Below are 21,404 nucleotides of genomic sequence, written 5' to 3'. Positions count from 1 at the left end.
GGGTGAGCAAACGGCTTAGGTCATTTTTTATTTGTTGATCAGTTTAATTGAATCTTCGGCGATAACCCATTCTTCGTTCGTTGGGATCACCATGGCAATCGTGCCTTTATCTTGAGTGATGATGCCTTTCTTACCGAAACGCGCCGCTTTGTTGCGTTCGCTATCGACATGGAAATTGAAGATTTCCAGCATGTTGAGCACTTTTTCACGGATTAAGTCTGAGTTTTCGCCAATGCCGCCGGTGAAGACGACTGCATCTAAACGGCCCAGTGGCACAGTGTAAGAGGCGATGTATTTGGCTAAACGGTAGCAGAAGATTTCTAAGGCTAAGGTCGCGCCTTTATGGCCGTCGGCGTAACCTTCTTCGATTCCGCGGCAATCGTTAGTCAGCTCGGAAATCCCCAGCAGACCACTTTGCTTGTTCATCAGGTTATTCACTTCTTCTAAGGTGTAACCCAGTTGGTGAACTAAGTGATAGATGATTGAAGGGTCAATATCGCCACAACGTGTGCCCATGACCAAACCTTCTAATGGGGTTAAGCCCATAGACGTGTCGACACTTTTTCCGCCTTTGATGGCAGTCACTGACGCGCCGTTGCCCAGGTGAGCACAGATAACGTTGGTTTCTTCAATGGGCTTGTTGAGCATTTTTGCCGCTTCACGGCTAACGAATAAATGACTCGTGCCATGCATGCCATAACGACGGATACCGTGTTCACGGTATAACTTGTAAGGCAGGGCGTAGACATAGGCTCTGTCAGGCATGCTTTGGTGGAATGCGGTATCAAATACAGCAACCTGTGGCAATTTAGGGAAAGAGGCAATGGCTGCACGGATGCCGATAAGGTGAGCAGGATTGTGCAGGGGGGCTAATGAAGCACAATCTTCGATACCTTTGATCACGCTTTCGTCGATGATCACAGAACGAGTGAACTTTTCACCGCCGTGAACGATACGGTGGCCAACGGCTTGAATTTTTGCTGCTAATTCAGGCTGTTCCGCAAGGATTTTATTAACAATGTATTCAACTGCTTCACGGTGAGCCGTAAATGCGCCTAAGGCCGCTTCATGTTTTTCGCCGTTGATTTTCCATTTAATGCGCGAGTCTTCTAAACCAAAACATTCGGCTAAGCCAGAAATTTGATCGTCACCTGTTTGCGCGTCAATGACGGCAAATTTGAGAGAAGAGCTACCGCAATTGAGAACTAAAACCAGATTATTTGACATGTGTAAACCCTTTGCCATTGTGTTTAATATAACGATTCAAAAAAATTAGGATCTGCGGTGTTTTTACCATAACAGTCTTGGGGCGATTCGCCAGATTGTGCTATGGTAAAAGCAGTATTCCATTGTAGTTGGTGTCTAAAATTGAGCATTAAGATCCTCAAAACCTTAGGTGATGGTCATCAATATATGAAGACTTGGCCTATGGTTAGACAACTGGGTTTTTATTTCCCTGAGTATCGGGTCGTCCGAGCTACTCAGCTCGCCATACTGGTGATGCCAGTGTTGGCGTTTTTTGTGAGTATGAGCCAGCTGTATATTCACGGTTGGGCATTTCTGCCCCAAGCTGTCACTCTCGGTTTATTTTTCATCAGCTTACCGTTACAGGGGCTGCTGTGGTTAGGTTGGCGAGCGCGCCATCCATTACCGTTAACGCTGTTCGACTGGAGTAACCAGTTGAGTGCGAAGTTGTCGTCCATGGGTATCAATTGCCATACCTTAGGCGCTAAAGCCTGTTACCTCGATATGGCGCTGATTTTAAAAATAGCCTTTGAGCGTTTAGATGCCAGTTATTGGGAAGAACTTTAGGCGATTGCCGCTGTTATCCGCGTTGGCTTTTCTATTACTGTGGATTAATAAATCGCGTTAATCCCTTGCCCAACAAATACGGCTTTGATCTTTTCCATGGTTTCTCGGCTCGGTGGTGATATGCCATCGAGTTGATAGCTTTCGCCCATGGCTTCCCACTTGTGTTTACCTAATTCGTGATAGGGTAGTAATTCTACCTTTTCAATGTTTTTCATGGGCTTGATAAACTCGGCCAGTTGTAATGCCGATGCTTCATCGTCGGTAAATCCGCCCACCACCACATACCGTATCCAAGTCGCTTGATTACGCTCTGCCAAATACTGCGCAAATTGCAATGTTCTATGGTTGCTGACTTTGGTTAACTCAATATGTTTTTCATCGTCCATGTGCTTGATGTCGAGCAGGACCAAGTCAGTGTGGTCGAGTAACTCATCAATCACTGGCGTGTACTTACGTACAAAACCATTGGTATCTAAACAGGTATGAATACCTTCTTGCTGACAGGCTGTGAATAATTCGGCGACGAATTCTGCCTGTAAAATGGCTTCACCACCACTGGCCGTAACACCACCATTGCTGGCATCGAGAAAAGGCCGATAGCTGATGATTTGACTCATTAACTCATCGACCAGAACTTCTTTTCCGCCATCAAGATCCCAAGTGTCACGGTTGTGGCAATACTGGCAGCGCATTAAACAGCCTTGCATAAAGGTGATAAACCGTATGCCTGGACCATCGACTGTGCCAAAGGATTCCACTGAGTGGATCCGACCGATAACTGCCATTGTGACTCCTGTTAAAATAAGTGAGGCTGTAGCACAGTGTACTACAGCCTTGACTAATTTAGCTTACAGACCTTTGGTGAATGTACGCGTGATCACATCTTGTTGCTGCTCTGGCGTCAGTGAGTTGAAGCGCACTGCGTAGCCAGAAACACGGATGGTCAGCTGTGGATACTTGTCTGGATGCTTAACAGCATCTTCGAGCATCTCGCGGTTCATCACGTTGACGTTCAAGTGTTGGCCACCTTCTTTTTTGTCATTGTGGTCGAAGTATCCGTCCATCAATGCCGCTAAGTTGGTACGGCGAGCATCATCATCTTTACCCAGCGCATTTGGCACGATTGAGAAGGTATAAGAGATACCATCTTGAGCGTGGGCAAATGGGAGTTTTGCCACTGAGGTTAAAGAAGCGATTGCGCCTTTTTCATCACGGCCATGCATAGGGTTTGCACCCGGTGCAAATGGCGCACCTGAACGACGACCATCTGGTGTGTTACCGGTTTTCTTACCATAAACCACGTTTGAGGTGATGGTCAGAATTGACTGAGTTGGGATCGCATTGCGATACATTTTACGGTCGCGAATTTTCGCCATAAAACGTTCAACTAAGTCACAGGCGATATCATCAACACGTGGGTCGTTGTTACCAAATTTTGGATAGTCACCGCTAATTTCGAAATCAACTGCAATGCCGTTTTCATCACGAACAGGTTTTACTGTGGCGAATTTGATGGCAGACAGTGAGTCGGCAGCGATAGACAGACCCGCAATACCACAAGCCATAGTGCGACGTACGTCTCTGTCGTGCAGTGCCATTAGCGCCGCTTCATAAGAGTACTTGTCGTGCATGAAGTGGATTGAGTTCAGTGCTGTGACATATTGAGTCGCTAACCAATCCATTAAACCGTCTAAGCGATTCATCACGTCGTCGTAGTTTAATACGGCGTCAGTGATAGGGTCGGCTTTAGGGGCAACTTGGATTTTCAGCTTTTCGTCAACGCCGCCGTTAATTGCATACAACATAGTTTTAGCTAAGTTGGCGCGGGCACCGAAGAACTGCATGTGTTTACCCACAACCATTGGGCTTACACAACAGGCAATAGCATAGTCGTCTGATTGGAAATCTGGACGCATTAGGTCATCGTTTTCATATTGAATTGAGCTAGTGTCGATAGACACTTTGGCGCAATATTTTTTGAAGCCGATGGGCAGTTTATCTGACCACAATACTGTGATGTTTGGCTCTGGACTTGGACCCATAGTGTAAAGGGTGTTCAAGAAACGGAAGCTTGATTTAGTCACTAACGTACGGCCATCTAAGCCCATACCGCCGATTGACTCAGTCGCCCAAATTGGGTCGCCAGAGAACAATTCATCGTATTCTGGAGTACGTAGGAAACGTACCATACGCAGTTTCATCACGAAATGGTCAATCATTTCCTGAGCTTGTTGCTCAGTTAAGGTGCCATTTTTCAGATCGCGTTCAATATAGATGTCGAGGAATGAAGAGGTACGGCCTAATGACATCGCCGCGCCGTTTTGGCTTTTTACTGCGGCTAAGTAACCGAAGTAAGTCCATTGAATTGCTTCTTGTGCAGTGGTTGCTGGGCGAGAAATATCGCAGCCATATTTGGCAGCCATTTTCTTCATTTGACCTAGTGCACGGTGTTGCTCAGCGATTTCTTCACGTAATTGGATAACATTTGATAATTCTTCACCCGCTTCGAACTGCGCTTGCAGTGAAGTGAATTGGGCAAACTTATCTTTCATCAGGTAATCGATACCGTAAAGTGCCACACGGCGATAGTCACCAATGATACGGCCACGGCCATAAGCATCGGGTAAACCGGTTAAAATACCTGATTTACGGCAAGCCATAATTTCTGGGGTGTAAACATCGAATACACCTTGGTTATGGGTTTTACGCAGTTCTGAATAGATGTATTTAACGTCTTCATCTAGCACGCGGTCGTAGGCAGCGCATGAGCTTTCCACCATACGGATACCACCATTAGGCAACATAGCGCGTTTTAGCGGCGCATCTGTTTGTAAGCCAACGATAGTTTCTAATTCTTTATTGATGTAGCCAGCGTCGTGGGAAGTGATGGTAGAAACCATCTTAGTATCGAAATCAACAGGCGCGTGGGTACGGTTTTCCTGTTTGATGCCTTCCATGACTTTATCCCACAGGGTTGTGGTCGCTTCGGTGGCACCGGCAAGGAATGATTCGTCGCCTTCAAAAGGCGCGTAGTTTTGTTGGATAAAGTCACGTACATTGACTTCAGATTTCCAATCGCCAGGGGTAAAGCCTTCCCATGCGTTGGCAAACAGTTCAGTTTTTTCGGTCATCGTACTAATACCTTCTGGTTGAGATAAAGGTTATTGGCGATCAGCGTGAAGCGATGCTGAGTATAAGCCAATAGCTAATTCCTGAAATAAAGCTCCCTTCATGATGACGCCCTATGATGGGAACTGGATTTTGAAGTGCTGTCACTCCAAAAGTCTGTCTATTGATACCCGATAAGATGACAAATATTCGCTTACTTTGATTATCGGCTACCGATCAATCTCTTTTGTAATTGGTAAGACCAATTGCCCACAAGCATATTAACATAGGTCTGCCGCTATCGCATCTTAAACGGATTGGTTTGTGCTCGCTTAATCCCAAATTTGCTAGCTAGGTAGCATTTTTTTACCACAATTAGGAATACAGCACGCTTTTCAACTTGGTGTGACATTCAAACCTATGACTTCCTAAATCAATAAACCTATGGTTGTTGTCATTTACTGTCCCCCTTTATCTGGGAGAAATCTATCCTCGTATAGATTGATTTTTGCTGGGTTGGTGATGGCCGGATAAATAGGGTATGACAGTGGCTGTTGTGTTCGTGACGTAGAAACAAGCTCCTTGTTAGCTATTTGTATTAATTGTAGTTTATTCGCTAATCTCGTTGATGTTTAGGGAATGGCATAAGGTTATCCATACTGGCCAAACGGTAATGCCTGAATTCCGCTAAAAAACATAAAAGAGTGGCTGAGCAAGGCTTTTACCACTCATCAGGCATGTTGTCGCTTGCTGCTGGGCTAAACTGTCAATACTGAGGCGTGGAGCGCTGGCGGAGTCAATCCAGTGGATATTGAAGTGTGCGAGTCAATCTATTGCCACATCTATGCTTTACTGCCTAATCAATGCTTCACGACTGAGTAGATCTGAGTTTACTGAAGCTGATTTAGTGAACCGTTTGATAGCGAGTTTGATAACGAGTGTACTTGAGAGTTGAATTAGCTGGAGACGAGCCATTTTGGTGTTATTGACAACCTAAATAGCATGTCATTCTGGTGGCTAAAATTGACCATTGTTGGTAAGACCAATTAACCTTTTGTGTTTTTGGTTTCAAGTTTTCACATTTTTGGTGTGAATAACATCACGCTTTGGCAATATCTACTTCACAGCATTAGCGCGTTGTATGGTACAAAGCGAGACTTTAGTGAATCATCATTCTTAGCAAATCAACATCTCGGTTTTGATTCGTGCTATCTGCGCAACGGCGCTGCAGGAGAGATATATGCTACGCATTCAAGTCTGTTTATCTGAAGTTGGAGTCATGCAATGAAAAGCCCAAATCCATCATCAACCCCAACTGTGACAAACACTGCCCACGAAGCGCCACAGGTTTCAGCGCACTTTAGTTGTTATAATCAGGCGGAAATTTACGGTACCAGCAAAGTGGTTAAAGCGCCTTGGCAATCCTTTGGCCTAGCTGTGTTTGCTGGCGCCTTCATCGCCTTAGCCTTTGTATTTTATCTGACAGTGACCACAGGTGCTGGCGATGCGTCTTGGGGTTTAGTTCGCTTCGTTGGGGGGATAGCCTTTAGTTTAGGCCTGATTTTAGTGGTTGTTTGCGGCGGCGAGCTGTTCACCAGTTCAGTACTCAGTACCGTCGCCTGGGCACAAAAACAGGTCTCTGGCGCTGAATTACTCAAATGTTGGTGCCGGGTTTATGCGGGCAATTTTGTCGGCGCTATACTGATGGTTTGTTTGATCACCGCCGCGGGCATGTATGAACTCGATGGTGGTAACTGGGGATTAAATGCCCTTAAAGTGGCGCAGCACAAACTGCATCACACATGGATCCAAGCCTTTAGCTTAGGCATTTTGTGTAACATGTTGGTGTGTTTGGGGGTGTGGATGACCTTTGCCAGTCGCGATGTGCTGACTAAATCCCTACTGTTGATCTTACCTGTGGCCATGTTCGTCAGCAGCGGTTTTGAACACAGTATCGCTAACCTGTTTATGGTGCCTATGGGCATGATGATCCAATCTATCGCCAGCCCAGAATTCTTCGCATCTTTAGGCGTTACTCAAGAGCAGTTTGCGGATTTAACCGTGACTAACTTTATATTCAACAACTTAATCCCAGTCACCCTTGGCAATATTGTCGGCGGCGGTGTGATTGTGGGTTTAGGTTATTGGTGGATAGAGCAGGGTAAAACGACGTCAAGCGATCCACACAAAACTCACCATGAGCACTTTTCTGCACCCCATTCACATACCGAAAAACCTCAACATGCGAGTGAAATTAAGCTGACGAAGCATTCTTAGAACGCTTTAAATGACCCGTTGAAGTATAAGAAAATGCCCAGCAAATAGCTGGGCATTTTTTATGCTTATTTACTGGGCTGCGTAAAAGAAGCAAATAAAAACAGCATCCGAAGATGCCGTTTTTTGATTAGGTTCTAATTGATAAAGACGATATTAGAACTTCACATCATATTGTAGATAAACGAAGCGGCCGATATTGTCATAGACACCTTGATCATAGAAAGGCCAGTTGTTTGGTGCGCTGAATGATGGCTGTTTATCCAGTAAGTTACGGACCCCTAAGGTGACTTTGTTATCATCAGCAAAATAGTAAGCTGTTGTTAAATCAAACTGTACATAAGCTGCCACATGTTGACTTCTGCCTGGGTTCACTAAATCACCATTTGCATCGACATCTGTAGCCTTGCCAACATCATAGTAACCAACCAATTGGCAAGACTTGTTACCTGTATTACGCTTATCATACATTTCGTACCCAGGGAGGTAACGCATATTAAGTGAGGTTACAAAATCATTTTGTTCTAATGAAATGCTGCCGTTAATACGATAGTCACGCATTGAATTATCAGCAATATCATCACATAAAGGTTGTACTGCTGAAGATTGCGTTTTATAGCTTAGGAACTGTTCTGCTTGTAAGCTTGACTTCAAAGTACCAAATGAGAATTCACTGCTATATTGAAGATCATAGTTTAGGCCAGTTGCACTCTGCTCTGTCAGGTTTTGTTTGTTAGTTTGAACATAACCGTCTCTGTTAGAGTCAGTTAGACGGCCTTCAGAGTTACGCACGACTAAGTTAGTCAAATTACCTTTTGCTTCTTCATCCAGAATTTCTTGAATAGCAAGGCTACCTACAACGTCATCTATTTTAAGTGACCAGAAATCGACAGATAGTGATAAATTATCTGTAAACTGATAAACTGCGCCAAGGTTATAAGACTTTGATTTTTCTGGTGTTAAATCTGGGTTGCCGCCACTTTTCGAGTTTAACTCTTGGCGTTGACAATCAGGGTGGTTTTGAACATTACCTGCAGCATTACACAGTTTAGTATCAATGGCTCTAGTGACGCCAGACGATTCGGCTAGGAACAAATCGCTTAGGTTTGGAGCTTTAAAGCCTGTACCATATGATGCCCGTAGCAATAAGTCATCAATAGGACGATATGATAGTTTGGCTGAATAAGTCGTATCACTCGCATCAGCTAGCTCCCAATCTGCTTTGTCTTGTCTAGCAGCTAGGCTTACTTCTAGATTATCAAGTACAGGTAATGAAAGTTCTATGAAACCGGCAAGATTACTGAATTGACCACCGCCATTTGAACCTGCACCACCGATAACTTGACCACCTACGGTTGCAGGATCTGAACGATCGGTATATTTTTCTTCGCGCATGTCTAAACCCGTCGCTAGGCCAATTTCACCACCAGGTAATTCAATACCAGGGAGCAGTCCTGATAAGACAAGAGAAGAGAAAGAGACTGTATATTCACCCGTACGATGAATGGCTACTTGTAGATCTCGGCATGTATCAGATAAATCTTTTGAACTACAGTCATTAATAACGAATGGATTCAGTTTTGACTTAGGGTCATTGAATGCATTGGCGACTTCTTCTGACAATAATTGACCAGATGAACCAATTTGACGGTTGGTTAAACGAGAAAAACCAATATCAAAGTTTAGACCCCAATTGTCGTCGATGTTGTAGTTTGCACCACCTACTGCTTCGAATGTTTCATTTGTGTTGTCTTTTTCACGATTTCCGAAATCAAGGTAACGGCGGCCGACGCTAACATTGGCTTCACCCGCTTCAACTAAACGAATAATTTCTTCTGCTTTTGCTTGGTCATCTTTATAACGGTCATTACGTAAAAAATCCGCTAGGAATGGGCTGTTGGATACATCTACTTGACCTGGGGCCGGGGCATTCGAGGTCTTAGTATAAGCACGAGTGTAACGGAATTGACCATTAAACGTCAGGTCATCATTCATCTCATGATTAATGGTAGTAAAGATTGACTGGCGTTCAGACTCTGGCTGAAGTTGATATAAATGTGCAAAATCGTAAGCACAACGACCACTTGATAAGACATCACCTGCAGGGCAGTTTGACCAAGGTTTAGACCCTTCGTCAGTCGCAGCATTTGTGAAACCTTTTGCAGAACTTATTGAAGTAAAACCAGGAATTCCCCAAGTTGATCTTCCATCCCCACCTTCGTGACCTTCTATCAATGCTGTACGACCAAATTCACGATCAGATGCTTGAATTACATCTCGAGCGAAATGTTCTGCAGAGAATAGGATACTGGTTTTCTCGTTACTTGTACCGGTAACAATTGATGCTGATAATTCATTACCATCCCACTTATTTGTCGCACCGCCATATTTGGCACTCAATGCGACGCCATCAAATTCTTTCTTAGTAATAATGTTTATTACACCAGCAACCGCATCAGAACCATAAATTGCAGAAGCACCATCATTAAGGATGTCGATTCGCTCAACTGCTGCCATAGGCACTTGGTTTACGTCAGTAAAAATGCCGCCTGCGGTATTCTTTGCTATGCGACGGCCGTTCAATAAAATAAGTGTATAATCGGAACCAAATCCTTTTACACCAATCGATGACGCACCAGCGGCTTGGCTTAAAGTTGATGATTCATTGAAACCACCAGAGGCTGCATTCGTTCTTAAAAACTCAGAAACGGTAGAAAAGCCTGTTTTTTCTATGTCTGCTGCAGAAAACATCGTTATAGGTGTAGATGTTTCTAAATTGGTTCTTTGAATGCGAGAACCTGTTACAGCAATACGTTCTACTTTTGCACCGTCTTCAGCAGCAAATACAGCTGACGTTGATAAAGCAGCTGTAGTAGCTCCACCTATTAACGCAAAGCGAACAGCTTTGGCTAATGTAGAATTTGCGCGCATTTTATTCTCCCTTAACACATGTTGTATGTTTATTTTTATTTTTCTTAAATGGTTACTTATGTAAAGAATAAGCACTCATTTAATTAAGCTCAGGATATAACCACAAGAAAATAACAAGTGCAACACTGAGCTTTAATGGCTCTTGTTGTTAGTTTGTTAATTAAAGTGATTTAAAGGTTGTAGGTAGATTTGTCTTGAGCCAATAAACATGGGAGCGGGGTCTATTTACTGATGAATTTGTTTGTGATACCTCCTTGTTGTTTCTACTTGTTGATGCTTTGGTGGTAAATGTGTTTATGTTATGTTTTTAGTTTGTTTCGCGCATTGGGTTGTAAAAATAATATTTTGTGATTATTTTCATGTAAAAAATATAAAAGCTGATTAATATAGGGTTTGCCATTCTATATATTTGGAATTAAAAGCTTTAAGGTTTAGGTGACATAAGGTTTTTTGTGCGGTTTAATTTAATGTAACTTTATTATTCACGATTTGTAGTGATGGACTCAATAATTACAGTGTGCAATCCAGTAAAGGTTGATAAGTAGTCTTTCGTTGAAGTGAATACCAAAAGTGAAATAGCTTAAATATAAAAGGAAGGTGAATATATATTCACCTTCCTTTTGGTTTATGGTCTAGTTTGAAAATAATCTCTCATGTTAAACGAATACATTTTACAAACTGCAATTCTGTTTATTTATTCTCAAGCATGGTTGTTTGTTCTATCGCTTTAAAGCGTACTGGAAAGTAGTGTGCTAAATAGCGTAGAGCGACATAGACAACCACTAAGGTGGCGATCACAAGCTCGAACTCTGCTAAGTATTTTATCCATACCGCTAATTCACCCATGTTGTTGAACTGGGTTAACCAAGCGGCGGTTTTAAAGAGCGCGGTAGCACCGATAACCATAGGGAAGGTAAAGGCTGCATAGCCTGGGCTAAAGGGCAGCTTTAACAGGTGAAAGAAGGCCAAGTAGATGATGCTCGTCATCAAAATGGCGATGCTCAGCAGTAAGGCGACTAAGGGAATTGACGCCTGCTCGCAAACGGTTAAATAACCTGCGAGTGATAAACTGGCGGGCGCCGCGAGAATCGCAATGGTTGGTTTAGCGACATCAGGTATTGCCTGACAGAAAATGAGGCGATAGAGCATTAAAGGCAGCATGACTAAGTAAGCTAACATTCCAAAAACCAAAATGGCGTTTGCTAGCCATTGGTAGTCAGATACAGGGAAAGACACCGCCGCGACTATGATGCCAATCGGTGGCACAAACCAACTTGGTACCATGTGCTCGAGTTTAAAATCGATGGAGCGGTAGTAGATAAACGCACTTAAGAAGAGCACATGGATACCTATGGCCACTAGCCACAGGGTTAAGCCAGCTTGGGGAAAATAATCGCCTAATGATTTAGACACCACCATCAGCCCCATGGCGAAGGTGGGGATCACGCTACCAATCACTGGGTGGCTGAGTTCGTCCTTTAGAATAGTCGGATGCAGCATAAACTTACCCATGAGCAGTAACAGCAACACAGAGGCGATGATGGCGCCTGTGAGTTGCCCTGCGCCATTAAGTGAAGGTGTCATGTTCTCCCAAGTCCAACCTAAGCTGGCAATGGCAAGTGCTAGCCCTGCCATAGGGCTGGGAAGTTTAGCTGCGTGGGATGTCCAGCGTTTGCGTTTTGAAGTCATGTTGAATACCTCTCAATACTGACAATGCTTAACATCGCTTTTTTGGGGCGCTGTTTTGATGTCCTCAGTGTACTGCGGGTATTAATGGTAAATAAATTTGATTAATTTTATTCATATAATAAATTTTTATTACTTAAAGGTTGCCATTAAACTTAAGGTTTGAGTTTACAACGCAGTAGCGTGTGTCCTAGGCCAAGATTGTCTGTATCTTCATCCACATACAGTCCCGCTTGGTGAAGCAAGGCCAATAAATCCTTAGAGTGATACATGCGGCTATTGCCATTGGCCATGGCGCTGAAATAGAGGCTAGTGGCATTTACGCAGTAGGCAGAGGCGGCCGATGGCTGTCTATCCCAAAAGGTTTCGACGATAAAGAGTTGGCTGTTTGGCGTCATTGCCTTTGCCGTGCGTTGTAAAATGCTCAGGATCTGGCTTGTTGAAAAGCAATCTAGAAACTGGCTCATCCAGTAAGTATCCGCGCCATCGACAAAAGGCAGGGTGTCGTCCAGCAGATCGGTGGCAAAGGTATGGACTCGCGCGGCAACGCCCCGTGCGATGGCATTTTGCGTCGCCACTTCAAGTTGTCCTGGGTAATCCATGATCGTGACTTCAATGTTGGCGTCATAGTCACAGCAGCTCAGCGCCCATTTGCCTGTGTTGCCGCCTATATCCACTAAATGGCTTGGCTTATGGGCGAACACTAACGGCAGAAGCTGTGGAAAGGCATGATCCGAATAGTAATGATCGAAGGCAAACCAGCTCTGTTTCGCTTTGGGTGGTAAATCCTTCAAGGCAGGGTAGATAGTATCCCAGTCACCGAAAACTTTAAGTCCTGTGGCCTTGCCTTCGAGTAGTGCGGTATCAAGGCTAAAAAGGCCTTGATAACAAACGTCCTGCACAAAGTTAAGGTTGATGGCGGCCATGTCGTCATGGAGTAAAAAGTGCCCCGTTTTGTCGAGTACATAGCCAGACTCATGCTGCCAAACGAGCCCCATGCTGAGCCCCATATCCAGCAAGACTCCAAGGGCGTACTCGCTCAGTGGTGTCGATTGGCTTAACTCGACCGCAGTGATCCCACGTTCAGCCGCGTTATCTATTTGCGCTAACACACCGAATTTGAGCAGGCAGTGGGCGACTTGGAAACTAATGGGGCCAAAGGCGATTTTTTGCGCTTCAAACTTAGCATTAAAGGCGCTGATATGACTTGGAGTGCGGTAAAAAGGCATAAAAAGGAATGGATTGACGAGAATATCCGTTCTTTATAACTCACTGAGCCGCTAATGCTACTGGTGATACTGAGAACTATGAGCTGCATCCAAACTTGAGCCGGAACTTGTTTGCGCTCTGCAGTCGGGATCTAATTAATGCAATGTCACAAATAAAAAATACCCAGCAGAGGCTGGGTATTTAAAGGGCTGGGTATTTTAAAGGGGAATCCAACGTCAACTATTGAATGTTTTCTTCGTCGCCGAATTGGCCTTGGAACAAAACTGAAGATAAGTAACGTTCGGCAGCCGATGGCAAAATCACCACAATGGTTTTGCCCGCAAATTCTGGCAATTCAGCGATGCGGTTTGCGGCAACAACGGCGGCACCCGATGAAATACCTACTAAAATGCCTTCTTCTTGCATTAAGCGACGGGCCATGTCGATGGCCTCATCGTTGGTGACAGCTTCTACGCGGTCAATCAACTCTAAATCTAAGTTACCAGGGATAAAGCCTGCGCCAATACCTTGGATTTTATGTGGACCAGGTTGTACCGGTAAACCCGCCAAGGTTTGCGCAATCACAGGAGAATCTGCTGGCTCAACCGCCACTGAGGTAATGGTTTTGCCTGCTACTTTTTTCAAGTAACGGCTGACACCTGTAATCGTACCGCCCGTACCTACACCGGCAACAAACACATCCACTTCGCCATCGGTATCATTCCAGATTTCTGGACCTGTGGTTTTTTCATGGATTTCTGGGTTAGCAGGGTTATTAAACTGCTGTAATAAAATGTATTTTTCAGGAGCCGATTGACGGATTTCTTCCGCTTTATCAATTGCACCTTTCATGCCTTTCGCGCCTTCTGTCAGCACGAGATTTGCGCCAAGGGCTTTGAGCAGCTTACGACGCTCTAAACTCATGGTATTTGGCATCGTTAGGGTAAGCTTATAACCACGGGCCGCGGCAACATACGCCAACGCAATACCTGTGTTGCCAGACGTCGGCTCAATCAGCTCGTGGTCTTTAGTCAGTAGACCCTTTTTCTCGGCATCCCAAATCATATTGGCACCGATACGGCATTTAACACTGAAACTTGGGTTACGCGCTTCGACTTTGGCCAGCACTTTACCTTGGCTAACACGGTTTAAACGTACTAGCGGGGTATTACCAATAGTATATGAATTGTCTTCGAAAATTTTGCTCATGGATTGCTTGCTCCTATGTTGGCACTATTGAATCATAATCTGCTGTGGCGCTTTTAGAAGTGATTGTTTGTTCTTCTTTATTCGATTTGGTTATTAAAGGATGTGCTGTTATTCGCAAACCCTGATTGGCAGCCAGTTTAACTGTGTTAACCTCTTGCTAACATAAAAAAGATTGTTGCATTCGCAAGGATAACTTCTTGATGTGTCAATCGTAAAACAAGCCTATCACTCGTATCGGACAAGACGCAAACATGAAACAACAGCAAACGGATTTGGGCAAAGACCCAAAAACTATGGTGACTCCCCATGCTTTTACCATTGCAGACACTGTACTTTATACGCCATTGGCGGCGCCCTTAAAACGTGCTTTAGCCATGTTGATTGATGGTTTACTGATCACAGTGTTAGCGGAGCAGATGGATTGGATGTTTGTATTGCTGGTGGTCGGTATCATTTATATTGAGAAACGCAGTCATCAATTGGGTCGTTTACTCAAATGGGGACTTTATGCCGCAATGTTAGCTTTTATGTTGCTCACGACCGCCGATAACCTGCTTAATGTTAATGGCTCAAACAATACCGATAATGAGCAGGCAGTTGAGGGGGCTGCATTGGGTAAACAAATTATTACCTCGCTTCCAGCCATCATTTCGTTGAGCCTTTGTGATAATTACGCTTGTGGTAAAACTCAAGTTCAATCCCTGCGCGAGGTGATAGAAAACGCTTCAGCATCAAAGGGCATGACAGAGATTGAGCGACGGGAGATAGTCCTTAGCGCCATCGCCAACAGTAGTTTGTCTGCCGCAGACAGCGAAAAGCTCCAGACGGAAGTCCTTGATGGCACCTTGTGGCCAGTTATCGCGCCCCAAGCTGAGTTGCAAATGCCTGATACTCAGTCTGAGCCGCTCAAGTCGACACAAGCCATTGGAACCAGTGAACCAACTGATCCCGCGCAAGGTGTTGTGGCTAATGCAGCAAAAGTAACCGAAACGACAGACACAACCAAAACAGTACCTTCGCCAAGCACAAGAGTGAAAAGCGCCGATGATGAAGAGGAATCTACAACCCACAGTGTTATCGCTTGGGTCAAAGGTTTTATGAGTGATATGGGGCTGGGCTTTGGTTGGGCGGCGTTTTACTTTACCGTTTTTACCGCGCGGTTTGATGGTCAAACCTTAGGCAAGAAGATGCTTGGCATTCGGGTGATCCAGCTCGATGGCGCTAAAATCAGTTTATGGGCCGCCTTTGGCCGTTATGGTGGTTACGCCGCAGGCTTCACCACTGGCTTACTTGGCTTTATGCAAATATTTTGGGATGCCAATCGGCAGGGGATCCAAGATAAAATATCTTCAACAGTCGTGATAGACTTAGCACAAATGCATAAAAAGCAACGATTAGAGCAGCAAGTACAGGGGCAAAGTGAGTTAGCGCCCGCGCTTACGAGTGATGATGCCGCCTCTGCTCACCTTACAACAAGCACCCGTTCGGAGCACCTATGAAACAGGTCGTGATTTCGGGGAGTGGCTTATTTACGCCGCCCCACAGTATTTCTAATGAAGCCTTAGTTGAGAGCTTCAATGCTTATGTGGATATTTACAATCTTGAAAATGCAGGCTTAATCGAGCAAGGCCATGTCGCGGCTTTGTCCTATTCCTCGAGCGAATTTATTGAAAAGGCCTCGGGCATCAAACACAGGTATGTGATGGTGAAAGAGGGCATTCTCGATCCCGAAGTCATGATGCCGTTAATTCCAGAGCGCAGTAGCGACGAGTTATCTATGCAGGCTGAAATTGGGGTTGAAGCCGCATTGATGGCACTTAACAATGCCAATCTCAAAGCTGAGCAGATTGATCTGGTGATTGTTGCCTGTGCTTATACTCAGCGTGCGTATCCTGCGATGGCAATTGAAATTCAACGTGCGCTCGGTACGCGTGGCTATGGTTACGACATGCAAGTGGCGTGTTCATCGGCAACCTTTGCAATAGTTGCCGCTGCTAATGCGATTGCTACGGGCTCAGCTTCAAGAGTGCTCGTCATCAACCCTGAGATTTGTTCGGCGCAGGTGAATTATCGCGACCGTGACAGCCATTTTATTTTTGGTGATGTCGCGACCGCACTGGTACTGGAAGAGCAAAGTCTAGCTCAATCTGACAATCTGTTTAAAATCCTCTCAAGCCGCTGTTTTACTGATTATTCGAATAATATTCGCAGTAATTTTGGTTTCTTGAATCGCTGCGATCCGAGTGCTGCCCATCAGGCCGATAAACTGTTCCACCAACAAGGACGCAAAGTGTTTAAAGAGCTGCTGCCGATGATTTACCAACATTTGGATGAACATCTGGCCGAACAAGCATTAACGCCGCAGTCTTTTAAGCGTTTATGGTTGCATCAAGCGAACATCAACATGAACCAGTTTGTGGTGAGAAAACTGTTAGGGGATGATGTGTCAGCGGAACAAGCGCCTGTCGTGTTAGACGAGTACGCCAATACCGCATCCGCGGGCTCTGTGATTGCATTTCACAAGTATTCCAGCGACTTCAAAGCGGGTGATTTAGGCTTATTAAGCTCCTTTGGTGCGGGATATTCCATCGGCAGTGTGATTTTGCAGAAGTGCTAAGCTGAACCTAGTAGCGCAGATTGTTCTGCGATCTTTATCAATAAAAACAGCCTCAATTGAGGCTGTTTTTATGTTGCAGGAATCGATATCAAACCCACATCATTTTAGACAAGTATTGTTATCTTTAATTATTCTGGTGCGATTGCATGATTGCGGTAGGCTTCACGATACTTGTCGACCCACATCGCCGTTGCGCCACAAATCGCCACAGGCATCACGATAAAGTTGACGATGGGGATCATCGAAAACAGCGTCACAGTAGCGCCAAAGCTAAAACTCGTGCCACGGGTTTGATTCAAGGCAAAGCGCATATCCTTAAAACTGACCTTGTGATTATCGAAGGGATAATCGCAGTACTGAATTGCCATCATCCAAGCGCTGAACAGGAACCATAATATTGGCGCCAACGTTTGGCCCACCATAGGCACTAAAAACAGCAATAAAAACACCAATGCGCGGGGCAGATAGTACTTGAGCTTGATCCACTCACGCCCAAGGATACGCGGTAAGTCTTTGATTAAATCGATGCCAGTACCGGTATTCAGCGGCTTGCCAGTTAATAGCTGCTCGACTTTTTCAGCCAACAGACCATTAAAGGGTGCTGCGAGCCAGTTCATCACAGAGCTAAATACAAAGGCGAGCATCACCAGCATAGTGGTCACTGCGAGCGGCCAAAGTAAAAAGTTTAACCAGCTTAAGTAGTCAGGCAGCTGGGCGTCCATCCAAGTGAACATGGCGTCCAACTGGCCTATTGCTACATAAATGACGCCTGCAAACAGCAGCAGGTTGATCATCAAGGGAATAAACACGAAAGTTCGTAGGCCTTTACGTGTAATTAAACCAAAGCCATCGAGAAAATAATTAACGCCGCTTTTGGCTGGGAAGGGCAAGGTTTTCTTCTGTGTCATATCGTCTTTCCAAAAAGTTGGGCTACAGCTTGAGAGACAGCCTGATATAAAGATAACTGCGATTGTGATCAACTCATGGGCAGATGACAAGCTAAAAGCCGCATGAATTCAATAAAAAGCGTTACAAAATGCTGCCTGCTTTGTTAAAGTTGGCCGATAAATGCATTTGCACCACTGGGCTCATTTTCGGGCCAGACTTTAGAGACGCGCTAACTGGCACCATGAGATTAAAACAGATAAAACTTGCCGGCTTTAAGTCGTTCGTCGATCCCACTAAAATTCCTTTTTTACAGGCATTAACCGCCATTATTGGCCCAAATGGCTGCGGTAAATCGAATGTGATCGATGCCGTGCGTTGGGTATTGGGTGAAAGTTCGGCGAAACATCTGCGCGGTGATTCGATGGCCGACGTGATCTTTAACGGCTCAAGCGCACGAAAACCTGTGTCTGTGGCGGGTGTTGAACTTATTTTTGAAAATAAAGATGGTCGCCTCGCGGGTCAGTATGCCAGTTACGAAGAAATCGCCGTTAAGCGTCAGGTGAGCCGAGACGGTGAGTCTTGGTATTTTCTCAATGGCCAAAAGTGTCGCCGTAAAGACATTACCGACTTGTTTATGGGCACAGGCCTTGGTCCGCGCAGCTACGCCATTATTGAGCAAGGCACTATTTCCCGCCTTATCGAATCTAAACCCCAAGACTTGCGCACTTTTATTGAAGAAGCCGCTGGGATTTCTCGCTATAAAGAACGCCGCCGCGAAACCGAAAATCGTATCCGCCATACTCGCGAAAACCTCGAGCGTTTAGGCGATATTCGCAGTGAACTCGGCAAACAGTTAGATAAACTGGCGCAGCAGGCCAAGGCGGCTAAGCAATATCGTGAGCTAAAACAGGCCGAGCGCAAGACCCATGCTGAACTCCTCGTGATGCGCTATCAAGAGTTGCAAGATCAGATGGCGAGTCTGTCTGAGCAAATCCGCGCCATCGAAGTGCAGCAAGCGGCGGCGCAGTCGCTGGCGCAAACCGATGAATTGCAAACCACTGAATTGCAAGTGCAACTCGCCCAATTAGCGGAGCAAGAACAACGCGCAGTCGAAGCCTATTATCTGACGGGCACCGAAATCGCTAAGTTAGAACAACAGTTACAGAATCAAAAGCAGCGTGATGCCCAGCTCGAAACCCAGTTGGCGCAAGTGAAAGAGCAGATCCTGCAAAACACCGATAAGCTCAACGGCTATAAAGCGAGTCTTAGCGCGTTAGAACTTGAGCTTGCCAAGCTTGGGCCGCAGCATGATGAACAGCAAGAAATCATGGATGAGCTGCAATCCCAATGGGAAATGAGCATAGAGCGCAGTCAGCAGCAGGCCGAAGTGGCGCGTCAACAGGCCGTGGATGTTTCGCAGCATAAGTTACAGCTTGAACTGCGCCGCAGTCAGTTAGCGCATCAACAGCAATTATTGCAGCATAAACAGCAGCAAAGCAGTGAGCAGCAAGCGCAGCTCGTCGCTTTAGTGGACAGCGATCTCGCCTCAAACATCACGCCACTGCAACAAGAAATAGCGTCTCTTGCTGACGCCACTAGGCTACAAACCGAGATTAATCATCAGCAAGAACAAATTGTTAGCGCAAGCACGCAAGCTTTGGATGACGCCCGCCATAGCGCCGAGCACATTCAGCAGCAATTAACCGCGACTAAAGCGCGCCATGAGCTGGTTGAACAGTGGTTGACTAAGCAGGAACAGCAAAGTGATAAACCGCAGTTATGGCAGAGTCTAACCGTTGAAAATGGTTGGGAAACCGCGGCCGAACTCGCCCTCAATGGCTTGTTGACCTTGCCCGTTGGCGTCACTGAAACCGAAATGGGGTTTCAAGCGTTAACGTCGCAATCCACCCAGAGTGAGTACTTACAGGCTGAGGTGAATCTTGCCCCTTGGTTAGCGGGGCTTAAGTGGACAAAAGATATTTACGCCGCTAAACAACTATTGCCACAGTTAAAGACCGATGAGCGGATTGTCACCGCTGACGGGTATCTCCTCGGGCAAGGTTTTTTAATCACTAAGACAGAGGGTGCTCAGTCACTGGTACAGCTCAGCAAAGAGCAAGCCCAGTTAGCGCAAAACATCCTCGATTTGCAGCAATCCTTGCACCTACAGCAAGATAAGATGACGGCACTTGCGGCTACCTTGCAGCAGCAAAGACAACAATTGACTGCTGGCGCGCAAAAATTGCATCAATTACAGTTGGATAAAGCGACAAAGTCGATGCAGCTCAGTGGCTTAACTGAGCAAGTGAAGGCGCGCGCTGAGCAGCAGAGCAAACTTGAAGCTGCATTAAGCGCGAGCTTGATTGACCTTGAACGCTTGAGCGAGCAATGCGAAGTATTGGCAGAGCAAGAAACAGAGCTTGATGATGCGTTGCAGGCGAGTATTGATATTCAGCGACAACTCACCCAAGACACGCAGGCCGATAGCGTGCGCCATCAAGCATTGAAAGCGCGTATTACTGAGGTTGAACGTCAGTTATCGACCACTGCTTCTGCCTTACAAGCTGTAACGATGCGCATGGCCGTCAGTACCGAACAAATTGAATTACAGCAAGTGCGTGTCAATGAACTTATCCACACCCGTGAGTCAGTGTTAGCTGAACTTGCCAAAGTCGCCCAATTAAGTGGCGTACAAAATAGTGTGCAGCTAACTGAGCAGTTAACGCAGTTATTGCAGCAACAACATGAGCAACAACAGGGCTTAAAAAACGTCCGTCAGCAACAAAGTGGGCTCACTGAGACATTAAACAGTATAGGAATAAAGCAAAAACAAGAGCTTGGTAAGCTTGAGGGCTTGACTCAAAGCCTGAGCACGTTAAAGTTACGTCGTGAAGGAATAAAAGGCCAAGCCAATAGTCAGCTGGAAGCCTTACAGGAACAGCAAATTGTTCTGTCTGAAATCCTTGGAAACCTGCCCGCGAAGGGCATGCCTGACAAGTGGCAGAGTGATTTAGATCAAATACGGCAGAAAATTGTTCGCTTAGGCGCGATTAACCTTGCGGCTATCGAAGAATTTGAACAGCAAAGTGAGCGAAAATCCTATCTTGATCATCAAGATGACGATTTAAATAAAGGACTGGCGACCTTAGAGGAAGCGATCCGTAAGATAGACAAAGAAACCCGAAGCCGCTTTAAGACGACATTTGACTCAGTCAATGAAGATCTCGGACGCTTATTTCCGAAGGTGTTTGGTGGTGGCCGAGCTTACTTAGCGTTAACGGACGATGATTTACTGGAAACCGGCGTCACTATCATGGCGCAGCCGCCAGGTAAGAAGAACAGCACAATCCATCTTCTTTCGGGTGGTGAAAAAGCCTTAACCGCTTTATCATTGGTATTCGCAATTTTTAGGCTGAATCCTGCTCCCTTCTGTATGCTAGACGAAGTGGATGCGCCATTAGACGATGCTAACGTAGAACGTTTCTGTCGATTACTGAAAGAAATGTCACAGAGCGTACAGTTTATTTATATCAGCCATAACAAAATAACCATGGAAATGGCTGATCAACTTATAGGCGTGACTATGCACGAGCCCGGTGTGTCTCGTATAGTCGCGGTAGACATAGAGCAAGCGGTGGCGATGGCTGACGCTGGATAACTAGAACAAAGA

The 21,404-nt window shown here is 45.4% G+C and carries 13 protein-coding genes; 5 read left to right on the top strand and 8 right to left on the bottom strand.

The window, feature by feature from the left end; genetic code table 11:
• Positions 1-27: 27 nt before the first annotated feature.
• Entirely contained in the window at positions 28-1,227 is a 1,200-nt protein-coding gene (gene ackA / locus AC5YB3_RS03065) for an acetate kinase (protein WP_006082161.1), read from the bottom strand.
• Positions 1,228-1,368: 141 nt separating this feature from the next.
• Between ackA and yfbV the strand changes: the two genes are divergently transcribed.
• Complete coding sequence (gene yfbV, locus AC5YB3_RS03060; protein WP_086012247.1) at positions 1,369-1,812, top strand: terminus macrodomain insulation protein YfbV; 444 nt, start codon at positions 1,369-1,371, stop codon at positions 1,810-1,812.
• Between the two features lie 44 nt (positions 1,813-1,856).
• On the opposite strand, the gene pflA is transcribed toward yfbV, so the two are convergent.
• Both pflA and pflB read right to left on the bottom strand, forming a co-directional pair.
• Positions 1,857-2,597, bottom strand: coding sequence for a pyruvate formate lyase 1-activating protein (pflA, locus tag AC5YB3_RS03055; protein ID WP_063884797.1), 741 nt, complete (start codon positions 2,595-2,597; stop codon positions 1,857-1,859).
• A 63-nt stretch (positions 2,598-2,660) separates the two neighbouring features.
• Complete coding sequence (gene pflB, locus AC5YB3_RS03050) at positions 2,661-4,943, bottom strand: formate C-acetyltransferase (RefSeq protein WP_006082158.1); 2,283 nt, start codon at positions 4,941-4,943, stop codon at positions 2,661-2,663.
• Positions 4,944-6,204: 1,261 nt separating this feature from the next.
• Between pflB and focA the strand changes: the two genes are divergently transcribed.
• Entirely contained in the window at positions 6,205-7,197 is a 993-nt protein-coding gene (gene focA / locus AC5YB3_RS03045; RefSeq protein ID WP_494526537.1) for a formate transporter FocA, read from the top strand.
• A gap of 153 nt (positions 7,198-7,350) precedes the next feature.
• Here the strand turns inward: focA and AC5YB3_RS03040 are convergent, their stop codons facing one another.
• From AC5YB3_RS03040 to cysK, 4 genes are all read right to left on the bottom strand, one after another.
• Entirely contained in the window at positions 7,351-10,125 is a 2,775-nt protein-coding gene (locus AC5YB3_RS03040; protein ID WP_494526536.1) for a TonB-dependent receptor domain-containing protein, read from the bottom strand.
• 690 nt (positions 10,126-10,815) lie between these two features.
• The gene (locus AC5YB3_RS03035; protein ID WP_494526535.1) at positions 10,816-11,814 is read right to left on the bottom strand and encodes a TDT family transporter; all 999 of its coding nucleotides are present in this window, start codon (positions 11,812-11,814) and stop codon (positions 10,816-10,818) included.
• A gap of 152 nt (positions 11,815-11,966) precedes the next feature.
• A complete protein-coding gene (locus tag AC5YB3_RS03030) occupies positions 11,967-13,040 on the bottom strand; it encodes a methyltransferase (protein WP_494526534.1) in 1,074 nt (357 codons plus the stop codon).
• Between the two features lie 220 nt (positions 13,041-13,260).
• A complete protein-coding gene (gene cysK, locus AC5YB3_RS03025; protein WP_006085400.1) occupies positions 13,261-14,229 on the bottom strand; it encodes a cysteine synthase A in 969 nt (322 codons plus the stop codon).
• A gap of 251 nt (positions 14,230-14,480) precedes the next feature.
• Between cysK and AC5YB3_RS03020 the strand changes: the two genes are divergently transcribed.
• Entirely contained in the window at positions 14,481-15,728 is a 1,248-nt protein-coding gene (locus AC5YB3_RS03020; RefSeq protein WP_126491682.1) for an RDD family protein, read from the top strand.
• Positions 15,725-16,846 (top strand): beta-ketoacyl-ACP synthase III, encoded by a 1,122-nt coding sequence (locus AC5YB3_RS03015; RefSeq protein ID WP_494526533.1) that lies wholly within the window; start codon positions 15,725-15,727, stop codon positions 16,844-16,846. Before AC5YB3_RS03020 ends, AC5YB3_RS03015 begins: the two co-directional genes overlap by 4 nt.
• Before the next feature lie 128 nt (positions 16,847-16,974).
• Here AC5YB3_RS03015 and cysZ read toward each other — a convergent pair whose 3' ends face one another.
• Positions 16,975-17,754, bottom strand: coding sequence for a sulfate transporter CysZ (gene cysZ / locus AC5YB3_RS03010; RefSeq protein ID WP_494526532.1), 780 nt, complete (start codon positions 17,752-17,754; stop codon positions 16,975-16,977).
• A 221-nt stretch (positions 17,755-17,975) separates the two neighbouring features.
• On the opposite strand from cysZ, the gene AC5YB3_RS03005 reads away from it, so the two are divergent.
• Complete coding sequence (locus AC5YB3_RS03005) at positions 17,976-21,392, top strand: chromosome segregation protein SMC (protein WP_494526531.1); 3,417 nt, start codon at positions 17,976-17,978, stop codon at positions 21,390-21,392.
• The last annotated feature ends 12 nt before the right edge of the window (positions 21,393-21,404 follow it).

The sequence above is a fragment of the Shewanella sp. 1311 genome (assembly GCF_059338235.1).
Note: the sequence above shows the minus strand (reverse complement) of the source record. Positions and strands in the feature narration are given on the sequence as shown.